Source organism: Streptomyces sp. NBC_01255, from assembly GCF_036226445.1.
GTDB lineage: Bacteria > Actinomycetota > Actinomycetes > Streptomycetales > Streptomycetaceae > Streptomyces.
This window is the reverse complement of sequence record NZ_CP108474.1, coordinates 5,742,624-5,756,245: the sequence shown is the minus strand read 5'-3', so window position 1 is coordinate 5,756,245 and position 13,622 is coordinate 5,742,624. Positions and strand designations below refer to the sequence as shown.

Below are 13,622 nucleotides of genomic sequence, written 5' to 3'. Positions count from 1 at the left end.
TCGGAGTCACCGACCGGACATGAGTGAGGGGGTCCCGCCACGAAGGCGGGACCCCCTCACTCATTGCTTACCGTCAGGCCGACTTCTCGTGCCTGCCGTCGTTCTTCACGATCCGGGGGACCAGCGTCGGGTTGACGTTGTTCCGGACGACGTCCGCCGTGATGACGACCCGGGCCACGTCCTTGCGGGACGGGACCTCGTACATCACCGACTGGAGGACCTCCTCCATGATGGCGCGCAGGCCGCGCGCGCCGGTTCCGCGCAGGATCGCCTGGTCGGCGATGGCCTCCAGGGCCGGGCGGTCGAAGTCCAGCTCCACGCCGTCGAGTTCGAAGAGGCGCTGGTACTGCTTCACCAGCGCGTTGCGCGGCTCGACGAGGATCTGGAGGAGCGCCTCGCGGTCCAGGTTGTGGACCGAGGTGAGGACGGGGAGACGGCCGATGAACTCCGGGATCATCCCGAACTTCACCAGGTCCTCCGGCATGACCTCCTGGAACTGGTCGCTCGCCTCGATCTCGCGCTTCGAGCGGATGGTCGCCCCGAAGCCGATGCCCTTGGCGCCCGCCCTCGACTCGATGATCTTCTCCAGGCCGGCGAAGGCGCCGCCCACGATGAAGAGCACGTTCGTCGTGTCGATCTGGATGAACTCCTGGTGCGGGTGCTTCCGGCCGCCCTGGGGCGGGACCGAGGCCGTCGTGCCTTCCAGGATCTTGAGGAGGGCCTGCTGGACGCCCTCACCGCTCACGTCACGCGTGATCGACGGGTTTTCGCTCTTACGGGCGACCTTGTCGATCTCGTCGATGTAGATGATCCCGGTCTCGGCCTTCTTGACGTCGTAGTCGGCCGCCTGGATCAGCTTGAGCAGGATGTTCTCGACGTCCTCGCCGACATAGCCGGCCTCCGTCAGCGCCGTCGCGTCGGCGATGGCGAACGGGACGTTGAGCATGCGCGCCAGCGTCTGGGCCAGGAGCGTCTTGCCGGAGCCCGTGGGGCCCAGCAGCAGAATGTTGGACTTCGCCAGTTCGATGGCGTCGTCCCGCCCCGCCCCGCCGCCGTTCTCGCCGGCCTGGACGCGCTTGTAGTGGTTGTACACCGCGACCGAGAGGGCCTTCTTCGCGGGCTCCTGCCCGACGACGTATCCCTCGAGGAACTCGTAGATCTCGCGGGGCTTGGGGAGTTCCTCCCAGCGCACCTCGCTCGTCTCCGCGAGCTCTTCCTCGATGATCTCGTTACAGAGGTCGATGCACTCGTCGCAGATGTACACACCGGGTCCTGCGATGAGCTTCTTCACCTGCTTCTGGCTCTTTCCGCAGAACGAGCACTTGAGCAGGTCGCCGCCATCACCGATGCGTGCCACGAGGTGCTTCCCCTTCGCCTGGGAGTGCTTGGTTCAGCGACTCCTGGTGCCTCATATTCGACGGTACCTTGCCGGGCCCCCCGTTCGGGCCCCCCTTGGCACGGTTCACATGGACGGGAATGCGTCCTGTGCCCCGTGCCGAGGGAAGGTCGGGCGTCAGCGCTCCGCGGAGGCCGTGCTCTTGCGGGTCGAGACGATCTGGTCGACCAGGCCGTACGCGAGGGCGTCCTCGGCGGTCAGGATCTTGTCACGCTCGATGTCCTCGCGGATCTTCTCGATCGGCGTCGAGGAGTGCTTGGCCAGCATCTCTTCCAGCTGGCTGCGCATCCGCAGGATCTCGCGGGCCGCGATCTCCAGGTCGGAGAGCTGCTCACGGCCGGTGCCGCCGGAGGGCTGGTGGATCAGCACGCGGGCGTTCGGCAGGGCCATCCGCTTGCCGGGGGTGCCGGCGGCGAGCAGCACGGCCGCGGCGGAGGCCGCCTGGCCCATGCAGACCGTCTGGATGTCCGGCTTCACGAACTGCATCGTGTCGTAGATCGCCGTCAGCGCGGTGAAGGAGCCACCGGGGCTGTTGATGTAGATCGAGATGTCGCGGTCCGGGTCCATCGACTCCAGGCACAGGAGCTGCGCCATGACGTCGTTGGCGGAGGCGTCGTCGATCTGCACGCCGAGGAAGATCACGCGCTCCTCGAAGAGCTTCGCGTACGGGTCGTACTCGCGGACGCCCTGCGAGGTGCGCTCGACGAAGCGCGGAACGACGTAGCGATTGTCCATCGGCGCGCCGGTGTAAAGGCCGCTCGCGGAGAGGTTGTTCTGCATCTGGGTGTTCACCGTCCTGGTGGCGTTCGGTGGGCTGGGGCTCTTGAGCGGACTGCCGGGGCTCAGGCGCCCGTGCCGCCGCCGCCGGGAACACCCGCGGCGTGCGTGATGATGTCGTCGATGAGGCCGTAGCTCTTGGCCTCGTCCGCGGTGAACCAGCGGTCGCGGTCGCCGTCGCGGATGATCGCCTCGACGGTCTGGCCGGAGTGGTGCGCGGTGATCTCGGCCATGCGCCTCTTCGTGCGGAGGAGGTACTCGGCCTGGATCTTGATGTCGGAGGCCGTGCCGCCGATGCCGGCGGAGCCCTGGTGCATCAGGATGTCGGTGTTCGGCAGGGCGAAGCGCTTGCCGGGGGTGCCGCCGGTGAGCAGGAACTGGCCCATGGAGGCCGCCATGCCCATTCCGATGGTCACGATGTCGTTGGGGATGTACTGCATGGTGTCGTAGACGGCCATGCCGGCCGTCACCGAGCCACCGGGGCTGTTGATGTACAGGAAGATGTCCTTCTCCGGGTCGGCGGCCAGGAGAAGCATCTGAGCGGTGATCTTGTTGGCGATCTCGTCGTCGACCTGCTGGCCGAGGAAGATGATCCGCTCGCCGAGCAGCCGGTTGTAGACATGGTCGCCGAGGCCGCCACCGATGGACGGCTCACCCGCGGCGTAAGGCTTCAGATTCGTCACGTATCCACCTGCTCGTCTCCGACGGCCAAGGCCGTCTCAGCGTCTCGTTCTGAGGGCAGTGCCCTCGTATTCATGGACCCTAACGCGCAGGTAGGACAACGCCATCCCGGTTCCCGAACTGTTCGCTGGGAGCGCAAGGTACGGGGCGGCGCATGAGGGGGTCCGGGATGCCCACGGGCCCGCACGCACAGCAGTGCGTACGGGCCCGTGGAGCGGGGTTCCGCGCCGGGGCGCGGAGCCGCTTACTTGTCCTCGGAGACCTCGGCCTCGCCGGTGACGGCCTCGACGGCCTCGGCGGCGGTCTCGACCTCGTCCTCGTCGTCGGAGAGGTCGACGACCTCACCCTTGGTGTCGACGACCTTGGCGGCCTCGACGACGACCGCGAGGGCCTTGCCGCGGGCGACCTCGCCGACGAGCATCGGCACCTGGCCGCCCTGGGCCACGGCCTGGGCGAACTGGTCGGGGCTCATGCCGGAGGAGGCGGCGCGACGGAAGAGGTGCTCGGTGAGCTCCTCGCGGGAGACGTCGAGCTTCTCCTTGTTGACGAGCTCATCGAGGATGAACTGCGTCTTGATGCCCTTCTCGGCCTGCTCCTGGGTCTCCGCCAGGAACTCTTCCTCGGTCTTGCCCTGGAGCTCCAGGTACTTCGCGAGGTCGATGCCCATCTGGCCGAGCTGGTGGTGCTCCAGGTTGTGCTTGCGGGTGTTGATCTCGTCCTCGAGAAGCTTCTCGGGCATCGGGACCTCGACCAGCTTGAGGAGCTCGTCGAGGACGCGCTCCTGGGCCTGGGTGGCCTGGTCGAACTGCTTCATGTTCTCGAGGCGCTTGCGGCTGTCGGCCTTGAGCTCGTCGAGGGTGTCGAACTCCGACGCCATCTGCGCGAACTCGTCGTCCAGCTCGGGGAGCTCACGGGCGGCGACGGTGGTGACCTTGACGGTGACCTCCGCGTCCTTGCCCTCGGCGGAGCCGCCCTTCAGCTGCGAGGTGAAGGTGGCCTCGCCACCGGCCTCCAGGCCCTTGACGGCCTCGTCGATGCCCTCGAGCAGCTCGCCCGAACCGATGGTGTACGAGACACCGTCGGCGACACCGTCGGGAAGGACCTCGCCGTCGACCTTGGCCTCGAGGTCGATGGTGACGACGTCGCCGTCCTGGGCGGCCCGCTCGACCGTGGAGGTCGAGGCGAAGCGCTCGCGGAGCTGCTCCACCGACTTCTCGATGTCCTCGTCGGTGACCTCGACCGCGTCGACGGTGACCTCGATGCCGGAGTAGTCCGGGATCTCGATCGCCGGGCGGATGTCGACCTCGGCGGTGAAGGCCAGCAGTTCGCCGTCCTTCAGCTCCGTGATGTCGACCTCGGGCTGGCCCAGCGGGTTGACCTCGGCCTCGTTGACGGCCTCGGTGTAGAACTTCGGGAGCGCGTCGTTGACGGCCTCTTCCAGCACGGCGCCGCGGCCGAACCGCTGGTCGATCACGCGAGCCGGGATCTTGCCCTTACGGAAGCCCTTGACCGTGACCTGCTGGTTGATCTTCTTGTACGCCGCGTCGAGGCTGTCCTTGAGCTCCTCGAAGGGCACCTCGACAGTGAGCCGAACCCGGGTCGGGTTCAGGGTCTCCACGGCGCTCTTCACGGTTAGGTCTCCTTGTGGCTGATTCCTGGAATCCACCGTCTCCGCGTGAAAGCGGTTCCGGCGGGTCGGCCCGGTCAGAAAGACACACGGGCACGCAGCTTGCATAGTAACCGCAAGCGGGGAGGCAGCCACAACGCGATCAAGAACGAGGTCCATCGGACCTGTGATCGTCATGGTCGGGGTGGCGGGATTTGAACCCACGGCCTTCCGCTCCCAAAGCGGACGCGCTACCAAGCTGCGCCACACCCCGTCGGTGCGACACGTAGGGTACATGGACGGGGACACTGCGGCGCCCCCTGTTTTAAGGGGTGTGCACGAAGGTCCTCTGACCGGCTACCATGCTCTTCGTGCCGCGGTCCTCGTGACCTGCGGCGCGATGCTGTGCGGGTGTAGCTCAATGGTAGAGCACTAGTCTTCCAAACTAGCTACGCGGGTTCGATTCCCGTCACCCGCTCCACGGTCTCAGGGCCGGTCCGGAGAAGCCTCCCGGACCGGCCCTGAGGCGTTTCCGGAGGCTCGCGAGATGCCGGGTCCGGCAGGCTCGCGCAGACTGGGCTCAGCCCGTCTCCCGCCGTACCGGAGGTAGCGATGAAGGACCTGAAGTTCGAGCGGAAGCGCTCGGTGTCCCGTCTTGAGGCAGCCGATCAGCTGACCGCCCTCGCCGCCGCGCTGAGGAAGGGCGGGGAGGCCGAACTGGAGCTGGGGGCCGGAACGCTGAGCCTGCACATCCCCGACGAGTTCCGCAGCGAGGTGGAACTGGAGGTCGGCGACGGGGAGATCGAGCTGGAGATCGAGCTCAAGTGGTCGACGGCGGCCCCCCGGGAGGCGGCGAAGCCGAGTACCGCCGTGTCGGGCGGCGACATGGGGGCGAAGCGGTCCGCCCCGAAGCCGGCCGCGCACCCCGCGCCGCCGGTCGCGAAGACGGCCGACAGCCCCGCGGAGAAGCCGGCCGCGGGCAGCAAGGCGAAGGCCGCGACGGCGGCCGGGAAGTCGAAGGCGGCCAAGTCCCGGAAGTCGGCGGCCTGACGCCGGTCCCCCGCCCGCGCCGGCTCAGAACTTGATGGAGCCGACCGTCTGCGTTATCGAGTCCAGGAAGCGCTGGATGTCGTCGGCCATGCCGGTGGAGGCGAGGAAGAAGCCGAAGAGCACCGCGATCACAGCCGGTCCGCCCTTGAGGTTCCCCCCGCGGATCAGCACCACCAGGATGATTGCCAACAGCAACACCACAGACAGTGAAATGGCCACAACTGATCACACCCTCGGTCGGTCCCGCCTTGCCGCCGGGGAGCACACGTCGCACACCACCCCCCGCTGTCTCCATGGTGCCATCAACTCCCCTGCCCCCGCCGCGCCGTGACGAATCGTCGTGGAGAAGATCACGTCACACGGAGGTGGCCGGTCAGGTGCGCCGGGAGATGAGCAGCAGCGCCCGGTCGTCGTTGACGTCCTTGGCGACGGCCTCGATCAGATGCCAGGCGACGCCCTCGAAGCCCTCGACGACGCAGCGGTCGGCCTCGCCGGTGAGGCGGTCGATGCCCTCGGCGATGTCCCGGTCGGCCGCCTCGACGAGGCCGTCGGTGAAGAGCATGAGGACGTCGCCGTGCAGCAGCGAGCCCTTGACCGGGTGGAATTCGGCCCCGTCGTAGACGCCGAGGAGGGGGCCGTCCGCGGCCTTCTCCTCCCAGCGGCCGCTGCCCGCGTGGAGCTGGAGCGCGGGGAGGTGGCCGGCGGAGAAGAGTTCGTAGTCGCCGGAGTCCAGGTCGAGGACGAGGTGGACGGAGGTGGCGAAGCCCTCGTCCCAGTTCTGGCGGAGCAGGTAGCCGTTGGCGGCGGGGAGGAAGCCGTGCGGCGGGAGCGAGCCGAGGAGGCCGCCGAAGGCGCCGGAGAGCAGCAGGGAGCGGGAGGCCGCGTCCATGCCCTTGCCGGAGACGTCGGTGAGGACGACCTCCAGGGTGCGGCCGCCGTGGGTGCGGGCGGCGACGACGAAGTCGCCCGAGAAGGACTGGCCGCCGGCCGGGCGGAGCGCCATCTCGCGGTGCCAGCCCTGCGGCAGCCGGGGCAGGGCGCTCTGTACGCGGATGCGTTCGCGCAGGTCGAAGAGCATGGTGCCGCCGCGCCGCCAGGGGACGCCGACCCGGGCGCGGAACTGGGCGATGAGGAGTCCGAAGAGCCCGCAGGCGGCGACGGTGAGGACGGTGCCGGGGGTGACGCGGGCGGGGCCCTGGGTGTACGGGCCGAGGACGACGGACTCGACGATGAGGGCGCCCGCGGCGGCCGCGTACAGGCCGAGCAGGCTGGCGGGGCGCAGCAGCAGCCCGCCGGCCACGATGGGCAGGACGAGCGCGGCGGGCGCGCACCAGACGGGGTCGAGGAGGGTGCCGCAGGCGATGGCCGGAATCATCAGCAGGAGTCCGGCGAAGGCGAGCCAGTCGGAGCCGTCCCCGCGGAAGTAGTCGACGCCGGATTTGCGCAGCGCGATGCGGGCCCGGCGGGCGCGTCTGCGCGTCCGGGCCGCGTACGTGTTCACTCCCGCGCGGTGTCCCATTGGCCTGGACCCTATCCACCCCGTCCGACATCGCGCAGGGGTACCCCGGTGACAATGTGCGCGAAATCGGGTCGCCCCGGGCGCGCGGCGCTGATATCGATGGCATATGACTACTGAACTGCGGGTACTCGACCCGGCCGAGTGGGATCGCTGGTACGAGGTCCTGGAGCTGGCGTTCGGGGGTGTGGCCGAGGCGCCGGAGGAGCGTGCGCTATGGCGTGATCTGACCGAGTTCGACCGCTCCTTGGGCGTGTGGGACGGCGATCTGTGCGTGGGGACGGCGGGCGCGTTCTCGTTCCGGCTGACGGTGCCGGGCGGGGCGTCGGTGCCGGTGGGCGGGGTGACGATGGTGAGCGTGGCGGGGACGCACCGCCGGCGCGGGATCCTGACCTCGATGATGCGGCGCCAGCTTGACGACCTGCGGGCCGCGGGCGAGTCGGTGGCGGTGCTCACGGCCTCGGAGCCGGAGATCTACGGGCGGTTCGGCTACGGCGTCGCCGCGTACACGGCGCGGGCGACGATCGACACGACCCGGGTACGGCTCTCGGTGCCGGAGGGCACGGACGGGGTCGCCCTGCGCCGGGCCGATCTGACGGAGTCCTCCGCGGCGTGCGAGGCGGTGTACGCGAAGCTGGTGCCCCGGCGGCCGGGGATGCTCGCCCGGCAGCCCCAGTGGGAGCGGCTGCCGCTGATCGACCCGCCGGCCGACCGGGGGGGTTCCTCGCCCCGGCAGTGCGTGCTCGCCGAACGGGACGGTGAGGTCGTCGGGTTCGCCCACTACGCGATCAAGCCGGAGTGGTCCTTCTCGGGCGCCGACGGGTCCGTCACGGTCCATCAGCTGATGGGTCTCGACGCGGTGGCGGAGGCGGCGCTGTGGCGGTTCCTCTGCTCGGTGGACCTGACCAGGGAGGTACGGGTCCACAGCCGTCCGGTGGACGACGCCTGGCAGCACCTGGTGAGCGACGTACGGCGCTGCGCCCCGACGGTGCGGGACTCGCTGCACGTGCGCCTGGTGGAGGTGGGTGCGGCCCTGGAGGCGCGGACGTATCAGGCGCCGGTGGACGTGGTGTTCGAGGTCGAGGACGCGTTCTGCCCCTGGAACGAGGGGCGTTGGCGGCTGACGGGTGACACCAAGGGCGCGACCTGCGTCCGGACCTCGGATCCGGCGGACCTCGAACTGTCCGTACGGGAGCTGGGCGCGGCGTACCTGGGCGGGCCCTCGCTGATGTCGCTCGCGGCGGCGGGGCGGGTGCGGGAGCTGAGGGAAGGGGCGCTGGTGGAGGCGTCGGTGGCGTTCGGGTCACCGGTGGCGCCGTGGCTGCCGCACGGCTTCTAGACCGCTAGCGGGTCTGGCAGCCCGGGCACCAGAAGAGGTTGCGGGCGGCGAGGTCGGCGGTGCGGATCTCGTCGCCGCAGATGTGGCAGGGCTGGTGCGTGCGGCGGTAGACGTACACCTCGCCGCCGTGGTCGTCGACGCGCGGCGGGCGGCCCATCGCCTCGGGCGTGTGCTCGGGGCGGACGGTGTCGATGCGGTTGAGGCGGACGCCTTCGCGCATCAGTGCGGCGAGGTCGGTCCAGATCGCGTCCCACTCGCGCGCGGTCAGGTCCTTGCCCGCGCGGTAGGGGTCGATGCCGTGCCGGAAGAGGACCTCGGCGCGGTAGACGTTGCCGACGCCCGCGATGACCTTCTGGTCCATGAGCAGGGCCGCGATCGTCGTGCGGGACTTCGAGATCCGACGCCAGGCCTTGTCGGGATCGTCACCGGGCCGGAGCGGGTCGGGGCCGAGGCGGTCGTGTATCGCCTGCTTCTCGGCGTTCGTGATGTACGCGCAGGTCGTCGGGCCGCGGAGGTCGACGTACCCGTCCGTGTCGGCGATCCGCATCCGGACCGTGTCCGTGGGCGGCGGGACGGGCGCGGCGCCGAAGTTCACCTTGCCGAAGAGCCCGAGGTGGATGTGGACCCATTCCCTGTCCTCGAAGGCGAGGAAGAGGTGCTTGCCGTGGGCCTCGGTGGCCTCCAGGACGCTCCCGTCGAGCAGGGCCGCCGAGTCGGCGAACTTGCCCTGGGGGCTGGAGACGCGCACGGGCCGGCCGCCGAACCGCTCGCGGTGGTCGGCGGCCAGCCGGTGGATGGTGTGCCCTTCGGGCATCAGACGGTGGGCTCCTGCGGGTGGTGGGCCGGGATCGGGGGGAGCTCGCCGGTGTTCTCGTACGCGGTGAGCATGTCGATCCGGCGCGTGTGACGCTCGTCACCTGAGTACGGCGTGCTCAGGAAGATCTCGACGAACTTCGTCGCCTCTTCCCGGGTGTGCATCCGGCCACCGACGGAGATCACGTTGGCGTTGTTGTGCTCGCGGCCGAGGGCGGCGGTCTGCTCGCTCCAGGCGAGGGCGGCGCGCACCCCCTTCACCTTGTTCGCGGCGATCTGCTCGCCGTTGCCGGAGCCGCCGATGACGACGCCCAGGCTGTCCGCGTCCGCGGCGGTCCGCTCGGCGGCGCGCAGGCAGAACGGCGGGTAGTCGTCGAGGGCGTCGTAGATGTGCGGACCGCAGTCGACGACCTCGTGGCCGTGTGCCGTGAGCCACTCGACGAGGTGGTTCTTGAGTTCGTATCCGGCGTGGTCGGAACCGATGTAGACGCGCATGGTGCCGAGTGTGGCATGTCACGGGCCGGGTAGCGGTCAGCGGGGTCGGGGCGTTCACCCGACCTGGTATGGACCTTCGCCTCTCGCGGAGTGGCCCTCACAACTATCCGGAATGAAGTCTTCCGATCACCCCCTTCCACAGGGTTGAATGCACGGGCTCGCGACCCGAGCGTCCCCCACACGTTAGGAAGCGTTCATGAACACGCAGCCGACCCTGGAGAAGGAAGGCGGAACGGCCGGTACGACCGACGTTCCGCAGTCCTCCGACGGTCTCAAGGCCGGGCTCAAGAACCGCCATCTCTCCATGATCGCCATCGGTGGCGTGATCGGCGCAGGCCTCTTCGTCGGCTCCGGTTCCGGCATCGCCGCGGCCGGCCCCGCGATCCTGCTGTCCTACTTCCTCGTCGGCGCCATGGTCGTCTTCGTGATGCGGATGCTCGGCGAGATGGCCGCCGCCCGGCCGTCCTCCGGCTCCTTCTCCGCCTACGCCGACCGGGCCCTCGGCCGCTGGGCCGGCTTCAGCATCGGCTGGCTGTACTGGTTCTTCTGGGTCGTCGTCCTCGCCGTCGAGGCGACCGCGGGCGCCAAGATCCTGGAGGGCTGGATCCCGGCCGTACCGCAGTGGGGCTGGGCCCTCATCGTGATGGTGGTGCTCACCATCACGAACCTCGGCTCGGTCGCCTCGTACGGCGAGTTCGAGTTCTGGTTCGCCGGCATCAAGGTCGTGGCCATCAGCGCCTTCGTCCTCATCGGCATGCTCGCGGTCTTCGGCGTGCTGCCCGGCTCGGACAACCCGGGCACCGGGTTCGCGCACCTCACCGACACCGGGGGCTTCTTCCCGATGGGCGCGGGCGCGGTCCTCACCGGTGTGCTGATGGTCGTCTTCTCCTTCATGGGCAGCGAGATCGTCACCCTCGCCGCCGGTGAGTCCGAGGACCCGCAGAAGGCCGTCACCAAGGCCACCAACAGCGTGATCTGGCGGATCGGCGTCTTCTACCTGGGCTCGATCTTCGTCGTCCTGGCCCTGCTGCCGTGGAACGACAAGTCGATCGTCGAGAAGGGCTCGTACGTCGCCGCCCTCGACTCCATCGGCATCGCGAACGCCGGCCAGATCATGAACGTGATCGTCCTGACGGCCGTCCTGTCCTGCCTGAACTCGGGTCTCTACACCGCTTCCCGCATGGCGTTCTCGCTCGGTCAGCGCGGCGACGCGCCGAAGGCCTTCGCCAAGGTCAACAAGCGGGGCGTGCCCACGGCGGCGATCCTCGGCTCGGTCGTCTTCGGCTTCGTCGCGGTCTTCTTCAACTACAAGTGGCCGGACACCGTCTTCGCCTTCCTGCTGAACTCCTCCGGCGCGGTCGCGCTCTTCGTCTGGCTGGTCATCTGCGTGACCCAGCTGAAGATGCGCGGCATCATCCTGCGCGAGACGCCGGAGAAGCTGGTCGTGAAGATGTGGCTCTTCCCGTACCTGACCTGGGCGACGATCGGCATGATCGTCTTCGTCCTCGGCTACATGCTGTACGACGGCGGCAGCGCCCGTGAGCAGGTCGTGCTCTCGCTGCTTGTGGCCGCCCTCGTGATCGCGATCGCGCTGGTCCGGCAGTGGCGGGCGAAGGCGCCGGCCGAGCGCCCGTAGTCCGTACGCAGACGAGAGGGCCCGTCGTTCCCCCGGAACGACGGGCCCTCTCGCGTACCGCTACACGCTCAGCCCTTGCGGCCGACGAGCTTCCAGGCGGCCGGCAGGGCGCCCATGGCGAGTGCGGCCTTGAGGGCGTCGCCGATGAGGAACGGGGTGAGGCCCGCGGCGACGGCCTGGCCGAAGGTCATGCCGGTGGCGAGCGCCAGGTAGGGCACGCCGACCGCGTAGATGATCGCGGAGCCCAGGGCCATCGCGCCGGCCGTGCGGAGCACCGAGCGGTCGGCGCCGCGGCGGGCGAGGGCGCCGACGACGGTCGCGGCGAGCATCATGCCGAGGATGTAGCCGAAGGACGGCATGCCGTAGCCCGAGGTGGCCTGCGCGAACCACGGCACGCCCGCCATGCCCGCCACGGCGTACGCGGCGAGGGCGAGGAAGCCGCGGCGGGCGCCGAGCGCGGTGCCGACGAGCAGGGCGGCGAAGGTCTGGCCGGAGACCGGGACCGGGGAGCCGGGGACCGGGACGGAGATCTGCGCGGCGAGGCCGGTCAGGGCGGCGCCGCCGACGACCAGGGCGATGTCGCGGGCGCGGCTCGCGGGGAGCAGGTCGGCGAGGACGGTGCCCGCACGGAGGGAACGGACGGGGGCGGCGGCGGTGCTCATCGGTACTCCGCGGGGTGAGGGTGGGTGGGACACGTTGACGCTATGCCAGGAGTGAGCGTCCGATCACCGTCAGCCGCCCACAAAGCAGCGGTCGAGCCCTTCGTGGAGATCGAACAAACCCCGCCGATCGCGCCTCGCGCCACGTGACGCTTGTCACTGGGAACTCGTACAGGGAGGTCCCTTTTGCACCAAGGCGCCTTCACTGGAGAGACTGTGGAGTCTCCATAAACCGTCAGAGAGCACGAGCCCCCACATGCACGACTCCCTCGCCCCCGAACCGGAGCCCCTCTCCCACGGTCTGAAGCAGCGTCATCTGACGATGCTGGGGCTCGGCGGGGTGATCGGTGCCGGGCTCTTCGTCGGTTCGGGCGCGGGCATCGCGGTCGCCGGTCCCGGCATCGTGGTCTCGTATCTGATCGCGGGCGCGCTCGCGATGCTCGTCATGCGGATGCTGGGCGAGATGTCGGCGGCGATGCCCGCCTCCGGGGCGTTCTCGGTCCACGCCGAGCGGGCCCTCGGGCGCTGGGCGGGTTTCTCGGTGGGCTGGCTGTACTGGTTCCTGCTGGTCGTCGTCCTCGCGGTGGAGGCGACGGGCGCGGCGCGGATCGCCAACGGCTGGGCGCCGGGGGTCCCGCAGTGGGGCTGGGTGCTGATCTTCATGGTCGTCTTCACCCTCGCCAACCTGGCGGCGGTGAAGAACTTCGGTGAGTTCGAGTTCTGGTTCGCCGCGCTGAAGGTCGGCGCGATCGTGCTCTTCCTGATCCTCGGCACGCTCGCGATCGTCGGCTGGCTGCCCGACACGGATCCCGTGGGGATGGCCAATCTGACCGGTCAGGGCGGTTTCCTGCCGAACGGCTGGGCGGGCGTCGTCTCCGGTGTCCTGGCCGTGATCTTCGCCTTCGGCGGCCTGGAGGTCGTCACGATCGCGGCGGCCGAGTCGGCCGACCCGGCGCGGAACGTGGCGCGGGCGGTGCGCAGCGCGGTGTGGCGGATCCTCCTCTTCTACGTGGGGTCGATGCTGGTCATCGTGACCCTGCTGCCGTGGACGTCGATGGAGCCGGGCCAGTCGCCGTACGTGGCGGTCCTGGACGCGATCGGGGTGCCGGCGGCGGGCCAGATCATGAACGTGGTGGTGTTCGTGGCGCTGCTCTCGGCGCTCAACGCCAACCTGTACGGGTCGTCCCGGATGGTGTTCTCGCTCGCGGAGCGCGGGGAGGCGCCGAAGGGGCTGCTCCGGGTCTCGCCCGGCGGGGTGCCGCGCCGGGCGGTGCTCGCCTCGGTGGCCTTCGGCTTCGTCTCCGTACTCCTCAATCTGAAGTGGCCGGACTCCGTCTTCCTCTACATGCTCAACGCGGTCGGCGCGGTGCTGCTCTTCGTCTGGGCCCTGATCGCGGTCTCGCAGCTGAAGCTGCGGCGCCGGATCGAGCACGAGGCACCGGAGACGCTGACGCTGCGGATGTGGGGCTTCCCGTGGCTGACGTGGGTGGCGCTGGCCGCGATGGCGGCGGTGCTCGTCCTGATGCTCACCGACGACGCGGCGCGTCCGCAGGTGCTGTGGTCGGCGGCGGCGACCGGCTTGGTGCTGCTGATCGCGTGGGTACGGGAGCTGCGTACGAACCGGGCATGAACCTTCACTTTGTGTGAAGGTCGT

Annotated in this window: 13 protein-coding genes and 2 tRNA genes; 5 read left to right on the top strand and 10 right to left on the bottom strand. The window is 69.5% G+C overall.

From position 1 onward, the window contains the following. Window positions 1–73: 73 nt before the first annotated feature. The 5 genes from clpX to OG357_RS26065 form a co-directional block, all read right to left on the bottom strand. A complete protein-coding gene (clpX, locus tag OG357_RS26085) occupies window positions 74–1,357 on the bottom strand; it encodes an ATP-dependent Clp protease ATP-binding subunit ClpX (protein WP_024755522.1) in 1,284 nt (427 codons plus the stop codon). 156 nt (window positions 1,358–1,513) lie between these two features. Beyond that, a complete protein-coding gene (locus tag OG357_RS26080) occupies window positions 1,514–2,176 on the bottom strand; it encodes an ATP-dependent Clp protease proteolytic subunit (protein WP_037641831.1) in 663 nt (220 codons plus the stop codon). A 62-nt stretch (window positions 2,177–2,238) separates the two neighbouring features. Beyond that, window positions 2,239–2,856 (bottom strand): ATP-dependent Clp protease proteolytic subunit, encoded by a 618-nt coding sequence (locus OG357_RS26075; protein WP_329623462.1) that lies wholly within the window; start codon window positions 2,854–2,856, stop codon window positions 2,239–2,241. A gap of 242 nt (window positions 2,857–3,098) precedes the next feature. After that, on the bottom strand, window positions 3,099–4,484 hold the full coding sequence (tig, locus tag OG357_RS26070) for a trigger factor (protein ID WP_329623461.1): 1,386 nt from the start codon (window positions 4,482–4,484) through the stop codon (window positions 3,099–3,101). Window positions 4,485–4,657: 173 nt separating this feature from the next. Then, window positions 4,658–4,734: transfer RNA gene (locus tag OG357_RS26065), tRNA-Pro, on the bottom strand. 133 nt (window positions 4,735–4,867) lie between these two features. On the opposite strand from OG357_RS26065, the gene OG357_RS26060 reads away from it, so the two are divergent. After that, window positions 4,868–4,941 (top strand) — tRNA-Gly (locus OG357_RS26060). A 131-nt stretch (window positions 4,942–5,072) separates the two neighbouring features. Further along, window positions 5,073–5,510: an amphi-Trp domain-containing protein gene (locus OG357_RS26055; RefSeq protein WP_329623460.1), complete on the top strand. Its 438-nt coding sequence runs from the start codon at window positions 5,073–5,075 to the stop codon at window positions 5,508–5,510. A 24-nt stretch (window positions 5,511–5,534) separates the two neighbouring features. On the opposite strand, the gene OG357_RS26050 is transcribed toward OG357_RS26055, so the two are convergent. Then, on the bottom strand, window positions 5,535–5,729 hold the full coding sequence (locus tag OG357_RS26050; RefSeq protein ID WP_024755527.1) for a hypothetical protein: 195 nt from the start codon (window positions 5,727–5,729) through the stop codon (window positions 5,535–5,537). 154 nt (window positions 5,730–5,883) lie between these two features. Continuing rightward, window positions 5,884–7,029, bottom strand: coding sequence for a PP2C family protein-serine/threonine phosphatase (locus OG357_RS26045; RefSeq protein ID WP_329623459.1), 1,146 nt, complete (start codon window positions 7,027–7,029; stop codon window positions 5,884–5,886). A 106-nt stretch (window positions 7,030–7,135) separates the two neighbouring features. Here OG357_RS26045 and OG357_RS26040 point away from each other — a divergent pair, with 106 nt between their 5' ends. Further along, window positions 7,136–8,365, top strand: a complete 1,230-nt coding sequence (locus tag OG357_RS26040) for a GNAT family N-acetyltransferase (RefSeq protein WP_329623458.1) — start codon at window positions 7,136–7,138, stop codon at window positions 8,363–8,365. A gap of 4 nt (window positions 8,366–8,369) precedes the next feature. Here the strand turns inward: OG357_RS26040 and OG357_RS26035 are convergent, their stop codons facing one another. Both OG357_RS26035 and OG357_RS26030 read right to left on the bottom strand, forming a co-directional pair. After that, window positions 8,370–9,179: an Fpg/Nei family DNA glycosylase gene (locus tag OG357_RS26035; RefSeq protein ID WP_329623457.1), complete on the bottom strand. Its 810-nt coding sequence runs from the start codon at window positions 9,177–9,179 to the stop codon at window positions 8,370–8,372. Continuing rightward, complete coding sequence (locus OG357_RS26030) at window positions 9,179–9,673, bottom strand: ribose-5-phosphate isomerase (protein ID WP_329623456.1); 495 nt, start codon at window positions 9,671–9,673, stop codon at window positions 9,179–9,181. The genes OG357_RS26035 and OG357_RS26030 overlap by 1 nt, the downstream gene beginning before the upstream one ends. Window positions 9,674–9,869: 196 nt before the next feature. Between OG357_RS26030 and OG357_RS26025 the strand changes: the two genes are divergently transcribed. Continuing rightward, entirely contained in the window at window positions 9,870–11,309 is a 1,440-nt protein-coding gene (locus tag OG357_RS26025; RefSeq protein WP_329623455.1) for an amino acid permease, read from the top strand. A 68-nt stretch (window positions 11,310–11,377) separates the two neighbouring features. Here the strand turns inward: OG357_RS26025 and OG357_RS26020 are convergent, their stop codons facing one another. Next, window positions 11,378–11,971, bottom strand: a complete 594-nt coding sequence (locus tag OG357_RS26020; protein WP_024755533.1) for a biotin transporter BioY — start codon at window positions 11,969–11,971, stop codon at window positions 11,378–11,380. A gap of 253 nt (window positions 11,972–12,224) precedes the next feature. Here OG357_RS26020 and OG357_RS26015 point away from each other — a divergent pair, with 253 nt between their 5' ends. Further along, window positions 12,225–13,598 (top strand): amino acid permease, encoded by a 1,374-nt coding sequence (locus OG357_RS26015; protein WP_329623454.1) that lies wholly within the window; start codon window positions 12,225–12,227, stop codon window positions 13,596–13,598. Window positions 13,599–13,622 lie beyond the last annotated feature (24 nt).